Source organism: Salegentibacter mishustinae (assembly GCF_002900095.1).
In the GTDB taxonomy this organism is placed as follows: Bacteria; Bacteroidota; Bacteroidia; order Flavobacteriales; family Flavobacteriaceae; genus Salegentibacter; species Salegentibacter mishustinae.
In genome coordinates this window covers 474361-497475 of record NZ_LLKN01000002.1, presented here as the reverse complement: position 1 = coordinate 497475, position 23115 = coordinate 474361, and the positions used below count along the sequence as shown (strand labels likewise).

The 23115-nt window shown below is 37.5% G+C and carries 22 protein-coding genes; 14 read left to right on the top strand and 8 right to left on the bottom strand.

What is annotated here, in order from left to right:
- Positions 1–4 precede the first annotated feature (4 nt).
- The 6 genes from APB85_RS05215 to APB85_RS05190 are packed head-to-tail and all read left to right on the top strand — an operon-like array spanning position 5 to position 6397.
- A complete protein-coding gene (locus APB85_RS05215; RefSeq protein ID WP_057480934.1) occupies positions 5–1504 on the top strand; it encodes a GH3 auxin-responsive promoter family protein in 1500 nt (499 codons plus the stop codon).
- A 5-nt stretch (positions 1505–1509) separates the two neighbouring features.
- Complete coding sequence (locus APB85_RS05210; RefSeq protein ID WP_057480935.1) at positions 1510–3192, top strand: DUF6909 family protein; 1683 nt, start codon at positions 1510–1512, stop codon at positions 3190–3192.
- 3 nt (positions 3193–3195) lie between these two features.
- Complete coding sequence (rfbC, locus tag APB85_RS05205; protein ID WP_057480936.1) at positions 3196–3741, top strand: dTDP-4-dehydrorhamnose 3,5-epimerase; 546 nt, start codon at positions 3196–3198, stop codon at positions 3739–3741.
- A complete protein-coding gene (gene rfbD, locus APB85_RS05200; RefSeq protein WP_057480937.1) occupies positions 3738–4586 on the top strand; it encodes a dTDP-4-dehydrorhamnose reductase in 849 nt (282 codons plus the stop codon). Before rfbC ends, rfbD begins: the two co-directional genes overlap by 4 nt.
- A gap of 39 nt (positions 4587–4625) precedes the next feature.
- On the top strand, positions 4626–5615 hold the full coding sequence (locus APB85_RS05195) for a UDP-glucuronic acid decarboxylase family protein (RefSeq protein WP_057480938.1): 990 nt from the start codon (positions 4626–4628) through the stop codon (positions 5613–5615).
- Positions 5616–5623: 8 nt separating this feature from the next.
- Positions 5624–6397 carry a glycosyltransferase family 2 protein gene (locus tag APB85_RS05190; protein WP_057480939.1) on the top strand — a complete coding sequence of 258 codons (774 nt, stop codon included), beginning with the start codon at positions 5624–5626 and terminating at the stop codon, positions 6395–6397.
- Between the two features lie 129 nt (positions 6398–6526).
- Here the strand turns inward: APB85_RS05190 and APB85_RS05185 are convergent, their stop codons facing one another.
- Entirely contained in the window at positions 6527–7834 is a 1308-nt protein-coding gene (locus tag APB85_RS05185) for a phenylacetate--CoA ligase family protein (protein ID WP_057480940.1), read from the bottom strand.
- Positions 7835–7920: 86 nt separating this feature from the next.
- On the opposite strand from APB85_RS05185, the gene purD reads away from it, so the two are divergent.
- The gene (purD, locus tag APB85_RS05180; protein WP_057480941.1) at positions 7921–9195 is read left to right on the top strand and encodes a phosphoribosylamine--glycine ligase; all 1275 of its coding nucleotides are present in this window, start codon (positions 7921–7923) and stop codon (positions 9193–9195) included.
- Here purD and APB85_RS05175 read toward each other — a convergent pair.
- Positions 9187–9420 carry a DUF6341 family protein gene (locus tag APB85_RS05175; protein ID WP_057480942.1) on the bottom strand — a complete coding sequence of 78 codons (234 nt, stop codon included), beginning with the start codon at positions 9418–9420 and terminating at the stop codon, positions 9187–9189. The genes purD and APB85_RS05175 overlap by 9 nt on opposite strands.
- Positions 9421–9528: 108 nt before the next feature.
- On the opposite strand from APB85_RS05175, the gene APB85_RS05170 reads away from it, so the two are divergent.
- From APB85_RS05170 to APB85_RS05155, 4 genes are all read left to right on the top strand, one after another.
- A complete protein-coding gene (locus APB85_RS05170) occupies positions 9529–10452 on the top strand; it encodes a DUF6427 family protein (RefSeq protein ID WP_057480943.1) in 924 nt (307 codons plus the stop codon).
- 119 nt (positions 10453–10571) lie between these two features.
- On the top strand, positions 10572–11570 hold the full coding sequence (locus tag APB85_RS05165) for a DNA adenine methylase (RefSeq protein WP_057480944.1): 999 nt from the start codon (positions 10572–10574) through the stop codon (positions 11568–11570).
- A gap of 3 nt (positions 11571–11573) precedes the next feature.
- Positions 11574–12179 (top strand): DUF4254 domain-containing protein, encoded by a 606-nt coding sequence (locus APB85_RS05160; protein ID WP_057480945.1) that lies wholly within the window; start codon positions 11574–11576, stop codon positions 12177–12179.
- A gap of 70 nt (positions 12180–12249) precedes the next feature.
- Entirely contained in the window at positions 12250–13296 is a 1047-nt protein-coding gene (locus APB85_RS05155; RefSeq protein ID WP_057481066.1) for a glycosyltransferase family 9 protein, read from the top strand.
- A 174-nt stretch (positions 13297–13470) separates the two neighbouring features.
- On the opposite strand, the gene APB85_RS05150 is transcribed toward APB85_RS05155, so the two are convergent.
- The 5 genes from APB85_RS05150 to APB85_RS05130 all read right to left on the bottom strand — a co-directional run bounded on the left by APB85_RS05150 (position 13471) and on the right by APB85_RS05130 (position 19223).
- A complete protein-coding gene (locus APB85_RS05150) occupies positions 13471–15627 on the bottom strand; it encodes a prolyl oligopeptidase family serine peptidase (RefSeq protein WP_057480946.1) in 2157 nt (718 codons plus the stop codon).
- 90 nt (positions 15628–15717) lie between these two features.
- Positions 15718–16707, bottom strand: a complete 990-nt coding sequence (locus APB85_RS05145) for an aspartate-semialdehyde dehydrogenase (RefSeq protein ID WP_057480947.1) — start codon at positions 16705–16707, stop codon at positions 15718–15720.
- Positions 16708–16983: 276 nt separating this feature from the next.
- Positions 16984–17418 (bottom strand): large conductance mechanosensitive channel protein MscL, encoded by a 435-nt coding sequence (gene mscL / locus APB85_RS05140; RefSeq protein ID WP_057480948.1) that lies wholly within the window; start codon positions 17416–17418, stop codon positions 16984–16986.
- Between the two features lie 58 nt (positions 17419–17476).
- Positions 17477–18583, bottom strand: a complete 1107-nt coding sequence (alr, locus tag APB85_RS05135; RefSeq protein ID WP_057480949.1) for an alanine racemase — start codon at positions 18581–18583, stop codon at positions 17477–17479.
- Complete coding sequence (locus APB85_RS05130) at positions 18576–19223, bottom strand: thymidine kinase (RefSeq protein ID WP_057480950.1); 648 nt, start codon at positions 19221–19223, stop codon at positions 18576–18578. Before APB85_RS05130 ends, alr begins: the two co-directional genes overlap by 8 nt.
- 195 nt (positions 19224–19418) lie before the next feature.
- On the opposite strand from APB85_RS05130, the gene APB85_RS05125 reads away from it, so the two are divergent.
- Genes APB85_RS05125 through APB85_RS05115 form a run of 3 tightly spaced genes read left to right on the top strand, consistent with a single transcriptional unit; the run spans position 19419 to position 21461 of the window.
- On the top strand, positions 19419–20213 hold the full coding sequence (locus tag APB85_RS05125; RefSeq protein ID WP_057480951.1) for a hypothetical protein: 795 nt from the start codon (positions 19419–19421) through the stop codon (positions 20211–20213).
- A 10-nt stretch (positions 20214–20223) separates the two neighbouring features.
- On the top strand, positions 20224–20895 hold the full coding sequence (rsmI, locus tag APB85_RS05120) for a 16S rRNA (cytidine(1402)-2'-O)-methyltransferase (RefSeq protein WP_057480952.1): 672 nt from the start codon (positions 20224–20226) through the stop codon (positions 20893–20895).
- Positions 20895–21461 carry a uracil-DNA glycosylase family protein gene (locus tag APB85_RS05115; RefSeq protein ID WP_057480953.1) on the top strand — a complete coding sequence of 189 codons (567 nt, stop codon included), beginning with the start codon at positions 20895–20897 and terminating at the stop codon, positions 21459–21461. Before rsmI ends, APB85_RS05115 begins: the two co-directional genes overlap by 1 nt.
- Before the next feature lie 17 nt (positions 21462–21478).
- Here APB85_RS05115 and ade read toward each other — a convergent pair whose 3' ends face one another.
- The gene (ade, locus tag APB85_RS05110) at positions 21479–23104 is read right to left on the bottom strand and encodes an adenine deaminase (protein ID WP_057480954.1); all 1626 of its coding nucleotides are present in this window, start codon (positions 23102–23104) and stop codon (positions 21479–21481) included.
- Between the last annotated feature and the right edge of the window lie 11 nt (positions 23105–23115).

Genomic DNA, 23115 nt, shown 5'->3' with positions numbered 1-23115 from the left:
ACTTATGTCTTTAAAGTCGTTTGGAGCAAAGATTTTTGCTAAAAATATCCGCAAAAAAATAGATAAATGGGCTTCAAAACCTGAAGCCACACAAAAGAAGGTATTTCAGGAACTAATTGACAAAGCCAAAGACACAAAATTCGGAAAGGATCACGATTTTAAAAATATTAAATCTTATGCCGATTTCTCTAAAAAAGTACCGGTTCGGGATTATGAAGAATTACGTTTTTATGTAGATAAAATGGTAGCCGGAGAAGAAGATGTATTATGGCCGGGAAAACCTTTATATTACGCTAAAACCTCGGGTACAACCAGTGGCGCCAAGTATATTCCGCTTACCAAAGATTCTATGCCTTCGCATATAAATGCGGCGAGGAATGCGATTTTATGTTATATCGCTGAAACCGGAAATGCTAAATTTGTAGACGGAAAAATGATTTTCCTCCAGGGAAGTCCCGAGATGGAAGAGAAAAACGGTGTAAAACTAGGTCGTTTATCTGGGATCGTGGCGCATTACGTGCCTTCCTATCTTCAGAAAAATAGGATGCCAAGTTGGGAAACCAATTGTATTGACGATTGGGAGACTAAAGTTGATGCCATCGTAGAAGAAACCCGAAACGAAAATATGAGCGTTATTAGCGGTATTCCTTCCTGGGTTCAAATGTATTTTGAAAAACTTCAGCAAAAAACCGGAAAGAAAGTAGGGGAGCTATTCCCGAATTTTGACTTGTTTATTTACGGTGGTGTAAATTACGAACCTTACCGCTCTAAATTTGAAAACCTTATTGGCAGAAAAGTAGATAGTATAGAATTATATCCTGCATCAGAAGGATTTTTCGCTTTTCAGGATAAACAAACCGAAAAAGGAATGTTACTGCAACTTGATTCAGGAATGTTCTACGAGTTTATAAAAGCAGATGAATTTTTCGACGAAAATCCTAAAAGACTTACAGTTGGCGAAGTAGAAATGGGTGTGAATTACGTAATGCTGGTCTCTTCAAATGCGGGCCTTTGGGCTTACAATATTGGAGATACGGTACAATTTACAAGTACAAATCCTTACCGAGTAATGGTTTCAGGAAGGATTAAGCATTTTATTTCGGCTTTTGGGGAACACGTGATCGCTAAAGAAGTAGAAGAAGCAATGCAGGAAGCTACTGCAGCAACCAAGGCGAGAATTAGCGAGTTTACGGTAGCGCCTCAAATTACCCCTAAAAATGAAGAATTACCCTATCATGAGTGGTTTATAGAATTTGAAAAAGAGCCTGAAGATCTGGCGAAATTCAGTAAAACTCTGGATGAAAGTCTTCAAAAGCAAAATTCTTACTATTTTGATCTTATTGAAGGGAAGATACTTCAGCCATTAAAAATATCAAGAGTTCCGGAAAACGGTTTTCAGCAGTATATGAAATCTATTGGCAAATTGGGCGGGCAAAATAAACTGCCACGCCTGGCCAACGATCGTAAAATTGCTGAAGTTCTGGAGAAAATAATAAAAGCATAAAAAAAATGATAAATCTAAAATTACTAGGCCGCACCCGCGCCCAGGAAAGTACCCACGCCATAGAACGTATGTATATTACCATGCGTCACCTTTTTAATCGTGGTTTTTATAAACCTATGGGAGTTTCCGGGGAAACGCTAAGGGAATCTTTACTTATTCTTCGTCCCGAAATTTATGGTTCTATTGCTGATGATAAAGCCGAATTAAGCGGATTGCTTTACGTGATAGACCGTTTGCCAAAAGGAATTGAAGAATGCAGGTTTATAAACCTTACCAGTGATGAAGGTTATGGTAATTCGCATTTTAAGCCCATTGTTCCGCCTAAACGTCGGCGTAACTGCTATAGGATAGACGATGAGCAAATGAATATTGAAATAACCCGTGGCCGTTCTGAGATCTATGATATTCTTACACACCTTACTTTTCTGTTCGTAGAATCTCATAAAATAATGCGTCGCGTAATTATAGATGAAGAAGGTAGCGTTACCAGAGACTGGCAAAAACTGGAAAAAGCTGTTTTACAGGAAGAACCTTTAGACCAGGCACAACGCGAAATCGCTTTAACTCACACTGCAAATATTTTAGGCCGAACTTTCTATGAGGTTCAGGATATCTATCCAAAGTTCTCCTTACCGGGAAACCCTGAACGGTTTTTAAATATAATTTACTGGTTAGGGAAGCTGGCAATTGCAGAGACGGTAAATAACGATAAAAGAATTATAACTTTTAGTCCAGTATTACGTGAGCGTTTGGGGCACCATATTCATGGCGAGATTTGGGCCGATAATATTAAGCAACATCTTATAAAAGAGAATTTAATGCACCGGCCGTTGCACATTATTAGTGCGAATATGCATAGTGTAATGAACACGCTTTATACGCCTTCAGCCTTAAAAACCGAACTCAAAAAGAAAAAGCCACTGGAAATTTACGAATTGCTAAGTAATAGTACCAATGGCGAGTTGAGAAGCAAAGTAATGAAATCTGCTTTAGATAATGGGATGACCTTTTTAGAAGATAAAAGTGGAACCAATATTGACGTGCAAATTTTTGATACCGCCAAATTAAACGGAAAATACGGCTCATGGGATATTAAAACCGAAGAAGAGGCACCTGTTATTATCGTGATGGATTATGCTTTTGGAGAGCAGGCTTATGAAACTATGGATGAGCTGCTGAAACCTTACAATTTTGAAGGCAACGAGATTAAAATGAATGTAGAATCTATCTCTATTATGGGGAAAGCCGGGATTCTTGAAGGTGGAAAAGGCGATATTATGATCCCTTCTGCCCATTTATTTGAAGGAACTGCAGATAACTATCCTTTTAAAAATGAACTTAGTCGTGCCGATCTTGAAGAGAGCGATATTGCTGTAGTAGATGGTGCGATGATCACCGTTTTAGGAACTTCACTTCAAAATCGCGATATTCTTAAATTCTTTCACGATTCTACCTGGAATGTGAGTGGACTGGAGATGGAAGGTGCACATTACCAAAAAGCTATTCAGGCGGCTTCAAAATTAAGAGGCAGTATTAATAGTGACGTGAAGGTGAGATATGCTTATTACGCTTCAGATAATCCATTAGAAACCGGTAGTACATTAGCTTCTGGAGGATTGGGAACCACGGGTGTAAAACCTACTTATTTAATTACAGAAAAGATCCTGGAACAAATCTTTAAATCTTAATTTATGAAAGTTGAAGAAACACCTTTAAAAGACTGTTTCATCATAAAACCCGATATTTTTCGAGATAAACGCGGTCTATTTTTGGAGAGTTATCACAAAAAGAAGTTTATAGAATTAACTGGCATAGAAAAAGAGTTTGTTCAGGATAATCAATCTATTTCCAATAAAGGGGTTTTGCGTGGCTTGCATTACCAAACCGGGGAATTTGGCCAAACCAAACTGGTACGTGCTATTTATGGAAGAGTATTAGATGTGGTGGTAGATTTGAGGCCGGAATCGCCAACGTTTAAAAAGAGTTTTAAAGTTATTCTTGATCACGAGAATTTATATCAACTGTATATTCCCAAAGGCTTTGGCCATGGTTTCGTAACACTTTCTGAAACATCGGTTTTTGCTTATAAATGCGATGAATATTATTATCCCGGTTCTGAAGCAGGCATTATTTATAACGATCCTGACCTGTCGATAGATTGGGAATTCCCGGAGGAAGAAATGATTATTTCAGATAAAGATTTAAAACAACCACGTTTAAAAGAGATTTTTAAATGAAAAATGTTCTCGTTACCGGTGCTTCTGGCCAATTGGGAGCTTGTTTTAAAAAGATTTCGAAAAATTATACTGAATGCAATTTTGTTTTTAAATCTTCTTCGGAAGCAGATATTACAGATAAACCGAAACTTGAAAAACTATTTTCTGAAATAAAATTTGATTGGGTAATTAATTGCGCAGCTTATACCAATGTTGAAAAAGCCGAATCTGAAGAAGAAAAAGCCTTTAAAATTAACGCAACAGGAGCGAAAAACCTGGCTGAGGTTTGTAATGAAAATCGGGCAACTTTAGTTCATTTTTCTACCGATTATGTATTTGATGGCAAAGCTGAAAAACCTTATATAGAAACCGATAAGACAAATCCTATTAACATTTATGGCGCTTCAAAATTAAAGGGAGAACATTTAATCGCTGAGGTTTTAAAAGAACATTTAATTTTTAGGACTTCCTGGCTGTATTCAGAATTCGGGCATAATTTTTATAAGACGATACTTAGAAAAATAGAAGAGAATGCGGAGCTCAATATTACCACTTCTCAAACCGGTACGCCAACAAATGCTAATGACCTCGCTGAATTTGTTTTAGAAATAATCGCTTCAGAAAATAAAGATTTTGGTTTATATCATTTCAGCAATCTAGGCGAAGCTACCTGGTACGATTTTGCAAAGACGATTTTAGAATGTACGGGAAATTCAGAAGACATAGTTTTAAATAAGAGCAATAATTTTAAGACCATTGCCGCAAGACCTGAATATAGCGTCCTGGATAAAAGCAAAATTGAACAGCAATTTTCAAAACCGATTCTTAACTGGAAAGTGAGTCTCGAAAAATTGATAAATGCTTAATTCTGAAAGAATTTCATTAATTTCAACCAAATTTAAAATATGGCAAAAAGAATACTCATTACCGGTGCTGCCGGGTTTTTAGGCTCGCATTTATGCGATAGGTTTATTAAAGAAGGTTATGATATTATTGGGATGGACAACCTTATAACCGGCGATCTTAAGAATATTGAGCATCTTTTTAAGCTGGATAATTTTGAATTTTTTCATCACGATATTACTAAGTTTATTCACGTTCCCGGGAAACTGGATTACATTTTACATTTTGCTTCTCCCGCCAGTCCTATAGATTATTTAAAAATTCCAATCCAAACTTTAAAAGTTGGATCAGTTGGGACTTTGCATTGTCTTGGTTTGGCGAAAGAGAAAAACGCCAGAATTCTTATTGCTTCCACTTCTGAAGTTTATGGAGACCCACAAGTTCATCCTCAAAATGAAGAATATTACGGAAATGTAAACACCATAGGTCCGCGTGGAGTTTACGATGAAGCTAAGCGTTTTCAGGAATCTATTACTATGGCATACCACCGCTTTCACGGTTTGGAAACCAGGATTGCGAGGATTTTTAATACTTATGGTCCCAGGATGCGTTTAAACGATGGCCGTGTAATTCCTGCGTTTATAGGTCAGGCACTTCGTGGGGAAGATCTCACTATTTTTGGTGATGGTTTACAAACGCGCTCTTTTTGTTATGTAGACGATCAAATTGAAGGAATTTATAGGTTGTTGCTAAGCGATTATTCCGATCCTGTGAATATTGGAAATCCAGATGAAATTACCATTAAAGATTTTGCTGAAGAAATTCTGAAACTTACCGGTACCGATCAGGTAATCGTGTACAAAGAACTTCCTGCAGACGATCCGCTTAAAAGACAACCCGATATTAGTAGAGCAAAAGAGGTTTTAGGCTGGAAACCAAAAGTTTCTCGAAGTGAAGGAATGAAAATCACTTACAATTATTTTAAAAGCCTGAGTGCGGAAGAACTGGAAAAAAGTGAGCACAAAGATTTTTCAGGGCATATAAGACGTTAAATCAAATTATGGATAATCCTTTGGTTTCAGTAATTATGCCCGCTTTTAATGCGGAAGATTTTATTGAAACCGCCGTGGAATCAGTGATTGCTCAAACATATTCCAATTGGGAATTGTTTATTATTGATGATGCTTCTACAGATACTACTTTTTCTAAAGCTGAAAAACTAGCAAAGCAAGATTTTCGAATTAATATACTTCAAAATCAAAACAATTTCGGCACAGGAATAAGTCGAAATAAAGGAATTAAAGCTGCGCAGGGCGATTTTATAGCTTTTTTGGATGCAGATGACCAATGGAAACCTAAAAAGCTACAAATCCAGCTTCAAATAATGCAGGAGCAGGATGCTTCGGTTTGCTTTTCCAGTTATCTACAAATAGACGAAAATGGAAATTCCAGAAATGAAATCATTGAAGCTCTAACAACTTTAACTTATCAAAAACTGCTCAAATCAAATTACCTGGGCAACCTTACCGGAATTTACAGCGTTAAAAAACTAGGTAAGATCTATGCTCCCGAAATTAGGAAAAGACAGGATTGGGCGCTATGGCTGGAAGCTGTAAAAAAGGGTGGACCGGCGTTAGGGATTCAACAATGTTTAGCGAAATATCGGGTAAGAAAGGGATCTATCTCCAGGAATAAGCTTGAAATGTTGAAATTCAACTTCAACATTTACTATAAAATTTTAGGATTCAACTTCATCAAAAGTACCGGTTATATGCTTGTATTTTTAAAGGAACATTTTTTAGTAAAAAAGAAGCAAGTAAAGAAGATTAAATGATTTTCGTAAGCCTGGATTTATTTCAGAGCCTGCCCCGATTTTGATCGGGTTCTAAGTTTCGGTTTATCCATCACTTTCTTAAGTAAGCAATTTTCAGAAAATATTCGTGAATTCGTGGCTATGAAAAAATTACAAATCTGAAGTGAATTGTTTCAACTTTCCGCTTTTACTTCTTTTAAGGGTATCTTTTCTTTCAAAAGTTACTTTCAGGTTTTTCCCCACATAGGTCTCAATGGCCTGTAAAATTTTTTGTTCCTGATTTTTAGAAAAATTCTCCTTGCTTACATATTCAATTTTAAAAGAATCGGGTGCATTTTGATTAACAATAAATTCTTTAATGCTGCCTGTGTCTTCTATTATGCTTTTGGTAACATAATAGAACGTAAGTCCGGGTACAACTTTTCCTTCAGGGAGTTTAGCGATATCATTGGTGCGACCAATCAATTTTTCTAAAATTGGTGTTTTTGCAGTGCTTTTACTAGAAAGTATGCCGCTATCGCCAATATCGTAGCGAATCATAGGATGGGCTTTATTGTAAAGTGAAGTAATCACGATACGTCCTTCGGTTCCATAAGGAACGGCTTGATTATTTTTATCCAGAATCTCTAAAAAGAGATCTTCAGAATTAATTATCCATTCATTTTTAGGGTTTTCAAAAGCAATAAGTCCCACTTCACTGGCACCATATTCGTTGACTACAGGCACACCAAACACGGTTTGCATTAGTTCTTTGTCCTTTTTAAATAAGCGTTCTGAAGTAACTATACAAAGTTTTAGATTGGGGCAAACTTCTTTCAGAATAAGATTTTTACTGGCCAGAAATTTTGCAAAAAGCAATACAGCACTGGTGTAACCATTAATATAGCTGAAGTCTGATCTTTGAAAACGCTTCAGAAATTTTTCCATCTTTTCTTCACTAAGATCAAAAATGGGAAACCTGCGGCGTAAACTAATTCGGTCTTTAATTCTTTCCTGGATATTTCCATATAAATCTAAGGGGATACCATAAAACCTGGCCTGTAAGGATTTGTTGAGGTCAATGCCGAACCATTGGTATCTCTCATGGAATCCAGCCCAACTTAAGGCGTGTGCAAATTTATCTTTAGCGAAAATAAACGGTGTGCCACTACTACCGGAGGTTTTCCCAATATAAGCGGTAGATTTTGTAAAGCCTTTACTAAGTCGGTTTTCCAGTTTCTGCTGTAAATCGGGTTTAGTCATTACAGGCACTTCGCTCCAGGTGGTGAAATTAGATTTTCCGAAGAAATCCTTATAAAACCGATTGTTCTTTAGATGATATTCAACAATTTCCTTTCGTTTTTCCAGAAGGTAAGTTTCGTATTGTTTTTCCGGGATTTCCTGAATTTCCTCCAATGCCTTTTGCGCCCGGTTTATAGGGAATTTATTAAGCTGCAGCGAAAGTTTAAACCAGTCCAAGGGCAAATAGGCTTTTTTATCACAAATTATTGGTGCTTCAATTTACAAACAATTATTTTTGATGCCATAACTAAAATCACTTCAGGATGAAAATTTTAATTCTTGGCGCCGGCGGACGCGAACATACATTTGCTTATAAACTGGCACAGAGCCCAAAATGTTCTCAACTTTTTGTAGCCCCTGGCAATGCTGGAACCGCTGAAATAGCTGAAAATATTGATCTTAAAGTGACCGATTTTAAGGCTATTAAAGATTTTGTGCTGAAAGAGAAAATCGAAATGCTAGTGGTAGGTCCTGAAGACCCTTTAGTTGAAGGCATTACCGATTTCTTTGCCGAAGATGAGGCTTTAAAGCAAGTTAAAGTTATTGGCCCGTCAAAAAGAGGAGCACTTTTAGAAGGAAGTAAAGAACGCGCCAAAGAGTTTATGGCAATTCATAAAATTCCTACCGCAGCTTATGAGAGTTTTACCGAAAAAAGCCTGGAAGCGGGGAAAAAATTCCTGGAAACCTTAAAGCCTCCTTATGTTTTAAAAGCCGATGGACTTGCAGCCGGAAAAGGGGTTTTGATCTTAAATGATCTGGAGGAAGCAAAACAGGAACTTCAAAATATGCTAGCCGAAAAGAAATTTGGTGCAGCAAGCGCGAAAGTGGTGATCGAAGAATTCTTAGACGGCATCGAGTTAAGCGTTTTTGTACTTACAGATGGGAAAAACTACAAAATCTTGCCAACCGCCAAGGATTATAAAAGAATTGGTGAAGGCGACACCGGCTTAAATACCGGCGGAATGGGTGCGATCTCTCCAGTTCCTTTTGTAGATGATGAATTGATGGGGAAAATTGAAGAACGAATTGTAAAAACTACGGTAAAAGGACTTCAGGAAGAAAATATAGATTATAAAGGCTTCATCTTTATTGGGCTAATAAAAGTGGATAATGAGCCTTACGTGATAGAATATAATGTAAGAATGGGAGATCCGGAAACAGAGGTGGTGCTGCCGCGTATAAAATCTGATCTTGTAGACATTTTTGAAAAAGTTTCTGAAGGAAAATTAAACGAAGCTAGCTTGGAGCTTGATGAGCGTACCTCCGCAACGGTTATGTTGGTATCTGAAGGTTATCCTGAAGCTTATGAGAAATCTAAAGAAATTACCGGTTTTGATAAAGTAGAAGGGTCAATTGTATTTCACGCCGGGACTAAAAATGAAGGCGGTAAAATTGTGACCAGTGGTGGCCGGGTGATTGCGGTGACTTCTTTCGGGAAAGATTACAAAGAGGCACTAAAAAAATCTTACCAAAATGCAGAGAAACTACATTTTGATAAGATGTATTATAGAAAAGATCTTGGGTTTGATTTATCCTAAAAAAGAGTGAGCTGTTGGATCACGATCATCATCTTTAATATCGTTGTAGTGCTTAAGTTGCTTCATCCAATAAGCAAATGCAGCTAGCCCAACAAGGATAAAAATGAAATTTAAGGCATTTGCAGCCCACCAGGATTCTAATTCCAGATCTCTTAATAAATCTAAAGGATAGAAAAGTATTTCTTCAAATAAGTAGGCAATACCTTCAAATATATCTCTTAACATTATTTTTGAATTTAAGTTCAAGTTTTCAAAGCTATATTAAAGTGTCTCTAAAGACGTTCAATAACTAACTTTGCTGTATTTAAGAATACAAAAATATAAAAAACCACAATGCTAACAAGCTTTTTTGGCAAATCAAAACCGGTAAACGGCGTAGCGATCACTATTTTTTTGATCATATTTTTTATAATCGCCAATTTTAAAGCGTGGTTTTTGGAATTTGAGATCTTTAATTTTTTAGAAAAGCTGGTAGTTTTACTAAGTCTTATCCTTAGTGCTTTTGTGCTAAATTTTATTGCTAAAAAGAATGAACTTACCCAGCGTAGCGCTTATAAGATCTTATTTTTTGTTATTTTTTCGGCTTCATTTTTTGCTCTTTTAAGAAACCACCAGGCGATTTTCGCGAATTTATGTGTGCTTTTTGCATTAAGAAGGGTTATTAGTTTGCAAACTAAAAAAGTTACTCAAAAGAAAATCTTTGACGCTACCTTTTGGATCTGCATCGCTTCGCTTTTTTATTTCTGGTCTATTTTGTTTTTAGTGGTCGTTTATGCCGGGATTTTATATTATTTGCCAAAACTTAAAAACTGGTTAATTCCACCTATTGCCGTTTTAGCGGTTGCGGCGCTAACTCAAAATTTTCACATTATTACCTACGATCAGTTTTATACATTTTCAGAGTGGTTTCAGTGGAATTATTTTGATTATTCAAATTATCAAAATCCTAAAATTCTTATTCCCTTAAGTATAATTTTGGCGCTCACATTTTGGACATTGGTTAAGTTTTTTGCCGTGGTGAACAAAGCAAGTGTGTCTATGAAACCTTCCTTAAACCTGGTTTTGCTCAGTTTATTAACCGCTGTCGCTGTCGCTGTTTTTGCTCCAACCAAAGATGGTAGCGAGCTTATTTTCTTTTTTGTACCGCTTAGTATTATTGCGTCTATTTATTTTGACCAAAAAAGCGATAAGCTTTTCCGGGAAGTTTTACTGGCATTGCTTATCTTAATGCCATTGAGCATTCCATTGATTTTTTAAAAGTGTTTAACCCCGGGGGTGATTGCAAAATATGTTGCTACTTTTGAAACTTCACAACTAAAAAAATTCCAATTTCAGCAAAGTAAAACCACATTAGCTGATGTGATTTGAGCGATAAAATGAATTATATAGGTTCTAAACATAGGCTTGGAGATTTTATTAAATCTACCGTATCAGAAGTGGTTTCTGAAGATCTTTCACAAATGGTATTTTGCGATCTCTTTGCGGGAACCGGTAGTGTGGGGAGAAAATTTAAAACTTCAGTAAAATCGGTGATTGCTAACGATATTGAGTTTTATAGCTATATTTTACTGAAAAATTATATCGAAAATCACCAGCATCTGGAATCTGAAGCGTTATTGGTGGAATTAAATAACCTTCAAGGTAAAACAGGCTTTGTTTTCGAGGAATACAGCGAAAATGGTGAGGCTGGCAGGCTCTATTTTTCTGAAGCAAACGGAAAGAGAATTGACGCAATTAGGCAGCAAATAGATAATTGGAAATTGAATAAAAAAATAGGGGAAAACCAGTATTTTTTCCTCCTGGCTTCTTTATTGGAGAGTGCCGATAAAGTAGCGAACACCGCTTCGGTTTATGCTGCTTTTTTAAAGAAAGTAAAACCTACGGCTCAAAAAGAATTAAAGTTGCAACCGGCTAAATTTGAATTGACAGCGCATCCACATAAGGTGTTTCAAAAAGATGCAAATCAATTAATTAAGGAAATAGAAGGGGATATTCTGTATTTAGATCCGCCTTACAATGCGCGTCAATATGGCGCGAACTACCATATTTTAAATACCATCGCAAAATATGATACCTTTGCACCCAGAGGTAAAACCGGGCTTCGGGATTATTATCGTTCTAATTATTGCAGAAGGAAAGAGGTTGAAAAATCTTTTCGGGATCTGGTAGAAAATGCCCGTTTCAGGTATATATTTTTCAGCTATAATAACGAAGGTCTAATGCCTTCCGAAGAAATAAAAAAAGTAATGAGCCGTTTTGGAAATTACGATTTGGTCACTAGAAATTATAAGCGATTTAAAGCAGATAGAACCGAAAACCGAAACCATACGGCCAATAACACTACAGAATATCTCCACATTTTAGAAAAAAAATAATTTATGTTTTCAGATAAAGCAAATAAGATTTTCCAGGAAGTAATAGAAAAATATCACGAAAAAGATACGGTAGAGCAGCCGTTTGAAAATCCTTACGACAGCGAAAATGAACTAATTGAGCATTTGTTGTACAGAAAATGCTGGATCGACACTGTACAATGGCATTACGAGGATATAATTAGGGATAAGCATATCGATCCGGTTGATGCATTGACGCTAAAACGACAGATAGATGCTTCTAACCAGGATCGCACTGACACGGTAGAATATATTGACAGCTATTTTCTTGAAAAATTTAAAAATGTAGAGCCAAAGGCTGATGCTACAATTAATTCTGAAAGTCCGGCCTGGGCGATAGACAGGCTTTCTATTTTAGCTTTGAAGATCTATCATATGCACGAAGAAGCCAACCGGGAAGACGCCTCGCAAGAGCACCAGATGAGGTGTAAAGCTAAGCTTGATGTGTTGCTGGAACAGCGTGTAGACCTTTCTACAGCGATAAACCAATTGTTAGAAGATATTGCTGCCGGAAAAAAATATATGAAAGTGTACAGACAGATGAAAATGTACAATGACGATGAATTGAATCCAGTACTTAGAAAAAAGTAAAGCTTTAAGACTATTCAACATGAAGAAGCAATCTCCCGTTATGCAAAATATTTCTTCCCCATCGGGGGAGATGCCGCGGGCAGAGGACGCTTCTCATATTCTCGTGATTAGGTTATCGGCTATGGGTGATGTAGCGATGACCGTTCCCGTATTGCGGGTATTAACTGCCAGCTATCCAAACTTAAAAATTACGGTTTTAACCCGGGGTTTTTTTGAACCAATGTTTAAAGGAATTCCTGGGGTTTCGGTTTACAAAACCGATATTAAAGGGGTGCATAGTGGGGTAATTGGGCTTGGCAGATTGGCAAAGGAACTTAGAGATGCAGGAATTGATATAGTAGCAGATCTTCACAATGTGTTACGCAGTAATGTGCTGAAATCGGTGTTCTATATGTTTGGGATTCCGGTAAAGCAAATCGATAAGGGCCGGAATGAAAAGAAAGCGCTCACCCGTGAAAATAACAAGATCTTTAAGCAATTAAAACCTACGATACAACGCTATGCCGATGTGTTTGAAGCTTTAGGTTATCCTCTTGATCTTAGCAAGCATCAATTTCCGAAGAAAGAAAAGCTTTCAGAAAAGATAAGAGAACTGGTAGGCACCGAACCTAAAAAATGGCTTGGGATTGCGCCTTTTGCACAGCATAATTCTAAAGCTTACCCAGCAGATCTAATGGAAGAAGTTTTAGAGGGATTAAGCGAAAATCCAAAAATCAAGGTTTTATTGTTTGGCGGTGGGGAAGAGGAAACTAAACAATTAGAACATTGGTCTAAAAAATTTAAAAACACGATTAGCATTGCCGGAAAACTGACTTTAGCCGAAGAACTTGCGCTTATTGCTAATCTTGACGCTATGCTTTCTATGGATAGCGGAAATGGCCATATGGCTGCGATGTTTGGAACACCGGTGATTACCATTTGGGGTGTTACGCATCCTTATGCGGGGTTTGCGCCTTTTAATCAACCAGAAAGTAACAGTTTACTCCCTGATCTTACTCAATATCCAAAAATACCAACTTCTGTTTACGGAAATAAATATCCTGAAGCTTATAAGAATGCCATTCGCAGTATTTCTCCTGAAAGTGTTTTAAAAAAAATTGATGAGGTTTTGTTTTAGAATTAACCAAATCTTACTTAAAGCTGGGAATAAAAAAGTTCCTATCACGTCATCCTGAATTTATTTCAGGATCTAAGTATGGTTCAAAAACCTTTTTTTAGTTATTCCAATTTATATAAAAAAACCTCACAGGTTTTAGAAACCTGTGAGGTTTAAACTTAGGATTAAAGTATCTTATCCTTTTACTTCTTCTTTAGTTTTATTTGGAAGTACATCAAAGCCCATATTATAAAGGGTAAACCCAAAAATATCGGCATATTCTTCAATAATCATTTTCGTAGGTTTCCCTGCACCGTGACCGGCTTTGGTTTCAATCCTGATTAAAACAGGTTCTTTCCCAGCATGTTTTTCCTGCAATTCAGCAGCGAATTTAAACGAATGCGCAGGTACCACACGATCGTCGTGATCTCCTGTGGTCACCAAAGTAGCAGGATATTCGGTTCCTTTTTCAATGTTATGAACAGGAGAATAGTTGTAAAGATATTCAAACATCTCTTTGCTATCCTGGGAAGTTCCATAATCGTACGCCCAACCTGCACCGGCAGTGAAAGTGTGGTAACGCAGCATATCCATTACGCCAACGGCCGGTAAAGCCACTTTCATAAGATCTGGACGCTGGGTCATTGTTGCGCCAACTAAAAGTCCGCCGTTAGAACCACCACGAATGGCCAGGTAATCGCTAGAGGTATAATTCTCTTCAATTAAGTATTCCGCAGCAGCGATAAAATCGTCAAAAACGTTTTGTTTTTTAAGTTTTATACCCGCATCATGCCATTCTTTTCCATATTCACCACCACCTCTAAGGTTTGGCACGGCGTAAACTCCGCCTTGTTCCATCCAAATCGCATTTGCGGTGCTAAAAGAAGGCGTTAAACTAACATTGAATCCTCCATAACCATAAAGCATCGTTGGGTTCTTACCGTTAAGCTCAAGACCTTTTTTGTGGGTAATGATCATAGGAACCTTTGTCCCGTCTTTTGAGGTGTAAAAAACCTGCTTGCTTTCGTAATCGTCTGGATTGAATTTTATATTTGGTTTGTTATAAACCTCAGAAGTCCCTTCTTCAATATTGTATTTATAGATGGTACCTGGAGTCACATAGTTTGTGAAAGAATAATACAATTCTTCTTTTTCCTTTTTTGCACCAAATCCGCCTGCAGAACCAATTCCCGGAAGTTCAACTTCACGAACTAATTTTCCGTCATAGTCGTATTGCTTTACTTCAGAAACTGCATCTACCATATATTCGGCAAAGAAATAGCCGCCGCCGGTAGAAGGGCTCAATACGTTTTCGGTTTCAGGAATAAAGTCTTCCCAGTTTTCAGGAGAAGGATTTGCGGCATCTACGGTCACAACCTTACGATTTGGCGCATCCATATTGGTAACGATAAACAATTTGCTGTCTTCATTGGTAATTACGTAGCTATCGGTGTTTTCGTGGTCTAAAATAGTAACCAATTCAGGGTTATTCTTGGAGAGATCCATCATAAAAAGTTTCCCGCCGGAAGTTGAGTTTCTTGCAGAAATAAATAAAAACCGATCATCTTCTGAAACGCCACCGCCTACGTAACGATGTTTTTGTTCTTCAGTATCTCCAAAAATTATTTTGTCATCACTTTGTGGAGTTCCCAGTTTGTGGTAAAATAATCTATGCTGATCTGTTTTTGCCGAAAGCTCGCTGCCTTCTGGCTTTTCGTAGCTTGAATAGTAAAAGCCTTCGTTTCCTTTCCAGGAAATTCCGCTAAATTTTACATTCTGAATAGTATCTTCTACACGTTCTTTATTTTCGGCATCTATAATGATTATTTTTCTCCAATCGCTACCACCTTCAGAAATAGCGTAAGCGGCTTTGCTGCCATCTTTAGAAAAACTTAAGCCGGCAAGAGAAGTAGTACCGTCTTCACTGAATTTATTAGGATCCAGGAAAACTTCTGTTTCCCCATCTTTGTCTTTTTTTCTATAAACCACGTATTGATTTTGTAAACCATCGTTTTTATAGAAATAGGTGTAATCGCCTTCTTCAAAAGGAGCACTTATTTTTTCGTAATTCCATATTTCTGAAAGTCTTTCTTCAAGCTCTTTTTTATAAGGAATACTGTTTAGATAATCGAAAGTTACCTCATTCTGGGCTTTTACCCATTCTTCGGTTTCTTCGCTACGATCGTCTTCCAGCCAGCGGTAAGGATCTTTTACTTCGGTTCCAAAATAATCGGTTACCGTATCTACTTTTTTGGTTTCAGGATAATTCAAACTGATTTCTTTTTCTGATTTAGAATCATTGCAGGAAGCCAGGACGGCAAGAGCAAAAATTCCGGGTAATGTTTTTTTCATAAATTATGTTTTGATACAAACAGTTAGTACTAAAAAATGCCTGTAAGTTACAATTTTACAGGCATTAGTTAATTTTTTGTTTGCTACCGTTTACACTAATTTATTTTTAATCAGGTATTCGGCAATTTGTATGGTATTGGTAGCTGCCCCTTTCCTAAGATTATCGGCCACCACCCACATATTTAAGCTTTTAGGTTGTGAATAATCTCTTCGAATCCTGCCAACAAAAACATCATCTTTTCCTTCAGCATAAATAGGCATCGGGTAAGTGTTGGTAACGGGATTATCCTGTACCGTTACCCCTGGAAATTCACTTAAAATTTTTCTTACTTCAGCTTCATCAAATTCATTTTCGAATTCGATATTCACAGATTCTGAATGTCCGCCAACCACCGGAATTCTAATCGCGGTAGCACTCACCAATACCGACTCATCTCCTAAAATCTTTTTGGTCTCTTTGGTAAGTTTCATTTCTTCTTTGGTGTACCCGTTTTCCTGGAACACATCACAATGCGGAAGTGCATTTTTATGAATAGGGTAAGGATAGGCCATTTCGCCTTTTTCACCTTTGTATTCATTTTCCAATTGCTCCACCGCTTTTACGCCGGTACCGGTAATAGACTGGTAAGTAGAAACGATAACACGCTTAATTTTGAAAGCATCGTGCAACGGTTTTAAAGCCATCAACAACTGGATGGTAGAACAGTTTGGGTTGGCGATGATCTTGTCTTCTTTAGTTAATTCTGAAGCATTAATCTCCGGAATTACCAATTTTTTGGTTTTATCCATTCTCCAGGCCGAAGAATTATCTACCACCGTTGTTCCATTTTCGGCAAATTTTGGAGCCCATTCTAAAGAAGTTTCTCCACCGGCAGAAAATAGCGCAATATCTGGTTTAAGGTCTACCGCCGTTTGCAAACCAATTACTTCATATTCTTTTCCTTTAAAATTGATCTTTTTCCCAACTGACCTTTCTGAAGCAACCAGGTATAATTCTGTAACCGGAAAATTCCTTTCGGCTAAAACTTTTAACATGATCTCGCCTACCATTCCGGTAGCGCCTACTACTGCTATTCTCATAACTTAATTTTTGTCATTCCGTGAAGACGGAAATCTATTACGCTTTTTTCAAATTGTATTAACAGCTTTCGACACCTGTTAATTTAATCAGCCGCAAATTTATTATCCCCAACTTAACTTACATAGTCCCAGCCCTTAAAATTGAAAAGAATTATTGTTTTTAAACTAATTCGTGTTTTTCGTTAAAAAAAGACCCCACAGTTTCCTGTGGGGTTTAATTAAATTACGATTTATTTAAAATGAGCAGTATAGCGGTGCTCGTATTTTTAGACATTTTTAAGTCGAACTATTCTGTTTTTTTAGCTCATCCCTAATTTGGGTTAGCAAATCTTCCTGGGTTGGGCCTTTTGGCTCCACCAATTTTGGAGCTTCTTTTTCCTTTTTGGTCTTTTCGTAAGCCCTCAATACCAAAAATATAAAAAATGCAACGATTACAAAATGGATAATGGTATCTATTAAATTTCCATAAGTAATTACAGCGGCTTCAGCTTCTTTTGCAGCTTCTAATGTTTCGTAAGAAACTCCGTCTAGAGCAATAAATTTTTGTGAAAAATCTGTTCCACCTGTTATTAAACCAATAATAGGCATAATCACATCCGCCACTACAGAAGCGATGATTTTGTTAAAAGCGGCACCTATCACCACCGCAGTAGCAAGGGCTATAATATCACCCTTGAGCATAAATTTTTTAAAATCCTGGATAAAACTCATGATAAATTCTAATTAGGTTAGTAACTAACCAAATTACACAATAATTGGTTAGAAAAAATCATTTAATAATTATCCGTTTTACTCTTTGTGAAATACCGGTAATAAGCTCATAAGAAACGGTTCCTCCTTTTGCAGCAAGTTCGGGAACAGGTTGGGGACCGCCAAAGATTATTACTTCATCACCTTCTTTACAGTCAATGTGGGTCACGTTTATCATAATAATATCCATACAAACATTACCAACAATAGGAGCATATTCTCCATTAACAAAAACCCCGGCTTTTCCGTGGCCATATATGCGTTTTATACCATCGGCGTGGCCAACAGGAAGGGTAGCTATTCTTGTCGTTTTTTCGGCTTTAAAAGCACGGCCATAGCCCACCGTATCTCCTTCTTCCAAGTTTTGAATTTGAGAAATTACCGACTTTAAAGTGCCCACAGGTTTAAGTTTCTTGTTGAGGTTATCGTCATTGGCGAAACCGTACAGTCCCAAACCGCTTCTTACCATAGAAAAAGCGGCAGAAGGATAATTAAAAACCGCTGAGGTATTACAAAGATGCAAAAGCGGTTCGTAGTCAATATCTTCCAAAAGTTTACCCGCCAGATCTTTAAATTTATAAATTTGAGAAAGGGTAAATTCTCGCTCTTTCCAATCTTCGCTGGCTGCTAAATGGGAAAAGGCCGAAGCTATTCTTACCGATTTAGTTTTCTTTAATTTCTCTGGAATATGATGATAATTGGCTTCAGTAAATCCAAGACGGTTCATTCCCGTATTAAATTTTAGATGCACCGGATAATTTTTCTGTTTTTGCTTTTCAGCGAGCTCTATAAAAAGCTGAAGTGTTCTTGCACTGTATAAATTTGGCTCCAGGCAATGTTCAATTATTTCAGGATAATTTACGGGTTGTGGGTGCAGTATTAAAATAGGTTTGCTAATTCCTGCTTCCCGCAGTCTAATGCCTTCTTCGGTATAAGCAACCGCAAAATAATCGGTGCCCAGTTCTTCTAATTTATTCGCCATTGCTACAGAATCATTTCCATAGGCATAAGCTTTAATTACCGACATAAATTTAACACCGGGTTTTAACTGCGATTTTATGGTTTTAAAATTATGAGCTAAGGTGTTAAGGTCTATTTCCAGAACGGTTTCTTCGGCTTTAGGCATTCTTTTTCTTTAGGTTAGGTTGCAATTCTTCGGCATCTTTCACATCTAATTTCTTAACCCTTTCCCTAAGCATAGCTTTGTAATAGGCACCACGGCTTAAAGGTTCGTATTCTTCATTTTCACCTAGAAAAACCAGATCATCATTAACAGCTTTTCTATAGCTAAATTGTGCCAGGTTTCCGGTGCGGGTGCAAACTGCGTGTACTTTGGTCACATACTCTGCAGTAGCCATAAGATAGGGCATAGGGCCAAAAGGATTTCCTTTAAAATCCATATCCAATCCGGCCACAATTACCCGAATTCCTCTATTGGCGAGATCGTTGCAAACCGTTACAATTTCGTCATCAAAAAACTGGGCTTCGTCTATTCCTACCACATCACAACCATCGGCAAGAATCCTGATATTGGAAGCCGAAGGAACGGGAGTAGACCTAATTTCATTGGAATCATGAGACACCACCATTTCCTCGTCATAGCGCGTGTCTATGGCGGGTTTAAAGATTTCTACGGTTTGTTTGGCGAATTGGGCTCTTTTTAAACGGCGAATTAGTTCTTCGGTCTTGCCAGAGAACATACTGCCGCAAATAACTTCAATCCAGCCAAATTGCTCTTCGTGATTTACTGTATTTTCGAGAAACATTTTGTAATTTTCAAATCGAAATGGGAACTTGCCCTTTTTGATAAAGGTGGAACAAATTTATTAAAAATACAAGCCATTAGCGGTTGGTAACCACTAAAGTTATTAAACCATATTAAGGCACTTTTTTTGTAAGTGTTATATTGAAACTTGAGATAGACTTTAAATAAAAAGTGGGTTCATAAATATTGCTGAAAAATGAAAAACAGACTTAAAAAAGAGTTAGTAAAACTTGCCGAAGAAATAATTTCTGAAAAAGAAAATTTAGATACCAAAGCGCTTAAATTAAAAGCGGCAACCTTATATGAGCAACTTTCTATATTGAATTTCACTGAAAAAAATCTTGAGGCATTTGAGGCTCCTGAAGCCACACCAACGCCTAAGATTGAGAAGAAAGTTCAGGCTAAAACACCGGTACAGCACGAACGTGACGATTATGCTCCAGATGGAACCGAATACCGGGAAGATGCCGATGCAATTACCGAACCCAATACCGAAAAAATAAAAGATATCGTTGCGCAAATGCCTGCGGAAGCCGAGCGTGTAGATGAGCTTATTGAACAGGCAAATCCTAAACCACAGGCACAGCCGGCACAACAGCAATCTCTTCAAATGGAAGAAGAGCCACCAAAACCAAAAACCGAAGCTCCCAAAAACGATTTTAGAAATATTGGGGTAGATTATGATAATCTTCCCGATTTCGAACCCTTGAATAATCGGCAAAAGGACCAAAGACCAAAGTCTGTAAACGACAGGTTGAAAAAAGGAATAAATATTGGGCTTAACGAACGACTTTCATTTATAAAAAATCTATTTGACGGAAATTCTTCAGATTATAATCGGGTACTTTCCCAGTTAAATACTTTTAGTTCTTTAGATGAAGCCCAAAAATTCATCCAGTTGGTGGTGAAGCCAGATTATAATCACTGGGAGGGAAAAGAGGATTACGAAGAGCGATTTATGGCCAAAATAGAGAACAAATTCAGTAATTAAATTCGCTTTAATGGGAAAATTATTCCTGGTACCTACACCAATAGGAAATTTGGACGATATGACTTTTAGGGCGGTGAAAGTGCTAAAAGAAGTAGATACAATTCTTGCCGAAGACACTCGAAATAGCGGGAAACTTTTAAAGCATTTTGATATTGGTACGCATATGCAAAGTCATCATATGCACAACGAGCATAAAACGGTAGATCACATAGTTGAACGGATTAAAAGCGGCGAAAATATAGCACTAATAAGTGATGCGGGAACTCCCGCAATTTCAGATCCCGGGTTTTTATTAACACGCGCTTGTGTTGAAGCAGGCATAGAAGTAGATTGTCTTCCGGGCGCTACGGCTTTTGTTCCGGCGCTGGTAAATAGTGGCTTTCCTAACGATAAATTTATTTTTGAAGGTTTTTTACCGGTAAAAAAAGGCCGGCAAACGCGCTTGAATCTACTTGCGGAAGAAACCCGAACTATGATTTTTTACGAATCGCCTCATAAATTGCTGAAAACCTTAAAACATTTTTCAGAGTATTTTGGCGAAGACAGGCCGGTTTCGGTTTCGCGGGAAATTACTAAACTTCACGAAGAAACAATTCGCGGTACAGCAGCTGAGGTTCTTCAGCATTACACCAAAAAGCCGCCTAAAGGAGAAATTGTGATTGTGGTAAAAGGAAAATCTTAATGCAGGAATTGCTAAAAGAAGCCAGGGCCTGCAAATTTTGTGAAAAGCATCTGCCGCTTGGTGCAAGACCTATTGTAGAAGCCACTAAAAAATCTAAAATTGTTTTAATAAGTCAGGCGCCGGGAAGAATAGTTCATGAATCTGGCATTGCCTGGAATGATCAAAGCGGAAAAAAGCTCAGGGAATGGCTTGGGGTAAACGAAACAACTTTTTACGATAATAATAATTTTGCGATTCTTCCTATGGGATTTTGCTATCCGGGGAAAGCTAAAACCGGCGATGCGCCACCTCGCAAAGAATGTGCACCAATGTGGCACGATACTATTCTTTCAGAATTAAAGAATGTTCAGCTTAAAATTCTAATTGGAGCCTACGCAGCAAATTATTACCTGCCCGGCAAATTAAATCTTACCGACAAAGTAAGTGCATACCAGGATTTTCTACCTGATTATTGGTGTTTACCACATCCCTCGCCGGTGAACCGTTTTTGGAGAAGTAAAAATCCCTGGTTTGAGCAAGAGGTGGTACCCAAATTACAAACCAGGATTCATAAAATTATAGATTGATTGGCTAACGGTGTTAATTACTCTGCTAACTTCACAAAATCAAACTTTTTTCCGCTGAATAAACCTTTATCTGAAAGTTTTAGATCGGGAATCACTAAGAGTGCCATAAAAGAAAGCGTCATAAAAGGAGCTTTTAAGCTGCTGCCTAAATCTTTGGCCATTTTATCTATTTCTTCGTATAATCTACCGGTTTCCCAACCATCTTTATCGCTAATAATTCCCGCAATTGGCAGTGGTAGCACTTTTTGATCATTCTCGTTTACGCTACAAATTCCTCCTTTATGTTTAATGATGAGGTTTACCGCGTTACAAATCTCTTCGTCTGATGTTCCAACAGCGATAATATTATGTGAATCGTGCGCTACCGAGCTGGCAATCGCTCCTTTTTTCAAGCCGAAATTCTTTATAAATGCTACTGCAGGAGCTTTATCCTCATAGCGATTAACCACCGTGATTTTTAAAATATCATTTTCAATATCTGAAATTAGTTCCCCGTTCTTTTCTAAAGCTTTCTGCTGAATTTCATTAGTAATAAGTTCACCATCCAGCGCTTCGATGACTTTAATGGTTTCTCCAGCTGCTTTTATTTTAAAATCTTCCGGATTTTTGGATGAAGTATGAAAATTATTGGGCTTTTCAAATGGTGAAGATTTGATATGAGATTTACCATTTTCAGCAACTAATTCTCCATCGATATAAGTTTGTAAAACTTCAAAGTTAGTCAGGTCTTTTACCGAAATAAAATCAGCGGAGTCGCCTACTTTTAACTGTCCAATCTCTAAATTATAATGTGCTATAGGATTTAAACATGCAACTTCCAGCACCTTAAAAACATCTATACCTTTTGCAACCGCCCTGGCACAAAGCTGGTTAATATGCCCTAAAACCAAGTCGTCTGGATGTTTATCATCAGAGCAAAACATCATACTTTTATAGTGTTCAGGTAGCAGATCTATGAGCGCTTCAAAATTCTTGGCGGCGCTACCTTCGCGAATAAGTATTTTCATACCCAAACCGAGCTTTTCTTCTGCTTCTTCAGCAGTATAACATTCGTGGTCTGTAGAAATACCGGCTTCAGCATATTTTTTAGCGTCTTCTCCGCGCAATCCGGGCGCGTGTCCATCGGTAGGTTTGTTAAAATGTTTAGCCCAGGCAATTTTCTTCATCACTTCTTCATCTTTGAAGATCACGGCGGGATAATTCATCATCTCGGCGAGATATTTTATTTCAGGAAGTGCCAGTAAGTCTTTAATATCTTCAGCATTAATAACGGCTCCCGAAGTTTCAAAATTGGTAGCCGGCACACAGGAAGGTGCACCGAAATTAAATTTCAACGGACTTTTCTGTCCGTTTTCAATCATAAATTTAACGCCTTCTTTCCCTAACACATTGGCAATCTCGTGAGGATCAGAAACCGTGGCTACCGTACCGTGAATTGCAGCCAGTCTTGCAAATTCTGTTGGAACCAACATAGAACTTTCTATATGTATATGCGCATCTATAAAGCCGGGAAGTAAAAAGCTTTTTACCTTGTGCTGTTTTTCTTCAATCTTTGTAATCTTTCCATTCTCGATGCTGATTTCCGCAGGAAAAATCTTCTTGTTTTTAATATCTACGAGCTGGCCCTGTATAATTTTGATCATATTTTTTCTGT

Coding starts and splice junctions, on each gene's coding strand:
- APB85_RS05215 (WP_057480934.1), top strand. CDS start 5: ATGTCTTTAAAGTCGTTTGGAGCAAAGATTTTTGCTAAAAATATCCGC.
- APB85_RS05210 (WP_057480935.1), top strand. CDS start 1,510: ATGATAAATCTAAAATTACTAGGCCGCACCCGCGCCCAGGAAAGTACC.
- rfbC (WP_057480936.1), top strand. CDS start 3,196: ATGAAAGTTGAAGAAACACCTTTAAAAGACTGTTTCATCATAAAACCC.
- rfbD (WP_057480937.1), top strand. CDS start 3,738: ATGAAAAATGTTCTCGTTACCGGTGCTTCTGGCCAATTGGGAGCTTGT.
- APB85_RS05195 (WP_057480938.1), top strand. CDS start 4,626: ATGGCAAAAAGAATACTCATTACCGGTGCTGCCGGGTTTTTAGGCTCG.
- APB85_RS05190 (WP_057480939.1), top strand. CDS start 5,624: ATGGATAATCCTTTGGTTTCAGTAATTATGCCCGCTTTTAATGCGGAA.
- purD (WP_057480941.1), top strand. CDS start 7,921: ATGAAAATTTTAATTCTTGGCGCCGGCGGACGCGAACATACATTTGCT.
- APB85_RS05175 (WP_057480942.1), bottom strand. CDS start 9,420: ATGTTAAGAGATATATTTGAAGGTATTGCCTACTTATTTGAAGAAATA.
- APB85_RS05170 (WP_057480943.1), top strand. CDS start 9,529: ATGCTAACAAGCTTTTTTGGCAAATCAAAACCGGTAAACGGCGTAGCG.
- APB85_RS05165 (WP_057480944.1), top strand. CDS start 10,572: ATGAATTATATAGGTTCTAAACATAGGCTTGGAGATTTTATTAAATCT.
- APB85_RS05160 (WP_057480945.1), top strand. CDS start 11,574: ATGTTTTCAGATAAAGCAAATAAGATTTTCCAGGAAGTAATAGAAAAA.
- APB85_RS05155 (WP_057481066.1), top strand. CDS start 12,250: ATGCCGCGGGCAGAGGACGCTTCTCATATTCTCGTGATTAGGTTATCG.
- APB85_RS05150 (WP_057480946.1), bottom strand. CDS start 15,627: ATGAAAAAAACATTACCCGGAATTTTTGCTCTTGCCGTCCTGGCTTCC.
- APB85_RS05145 (WP_057480947.1), bottom strand. CDS start 16,707: ATGAGAATAGCAGTAGTAGGCGCTACCGGAATGGTAGGCGAGATCATG.
- mscL (WP_057480948.1), bottom strand. CDS start 17,418: ATGAGTTTTATCCAGGATTTTAAAAAATTTATGCTCAAGGGTGATATT.
- alr (WP_057480949.1), bottom strand. CDS start 18,583: ATGCCTAAAGCCGAAGAAACCGTTCTGGAAATAGACCTTAACACCTTA.
- APB85_RS05130 (WP_057480950.1), bottom strand. CDS start 19,223: ATGTTTCTCGAAAATACAGTAAATCACGAAGAGCAATTTGGCTGGATT.
- APB85_RS05125 (WP_057480951.1), top strand. CDS start 19,419: ATGAAAAACAGACTTAAAAAAGAGTTAGTAAAACTTGCCGAAGAAATA.
- rsmI (WP_057480952.1), top strand. CDS start 20,224: ATGGGAAAATTATTCCTGGTACCTACACCAATAGGAAATTTGGACGAT.
- APB85_RS05115 (WP_057480953.1), top strand. CDS start 20,895: ATGCAGGAATTGCTAAAAGAAGCCAGGGCCTGCAAATTTTGTGAAAAG.
- ade (WP_057480954.1), bottom strand. CDS start 23,104: ATGATCAAAATTATACAGGGCCAGCTCGTAGATATTAAAAACAAGAAG.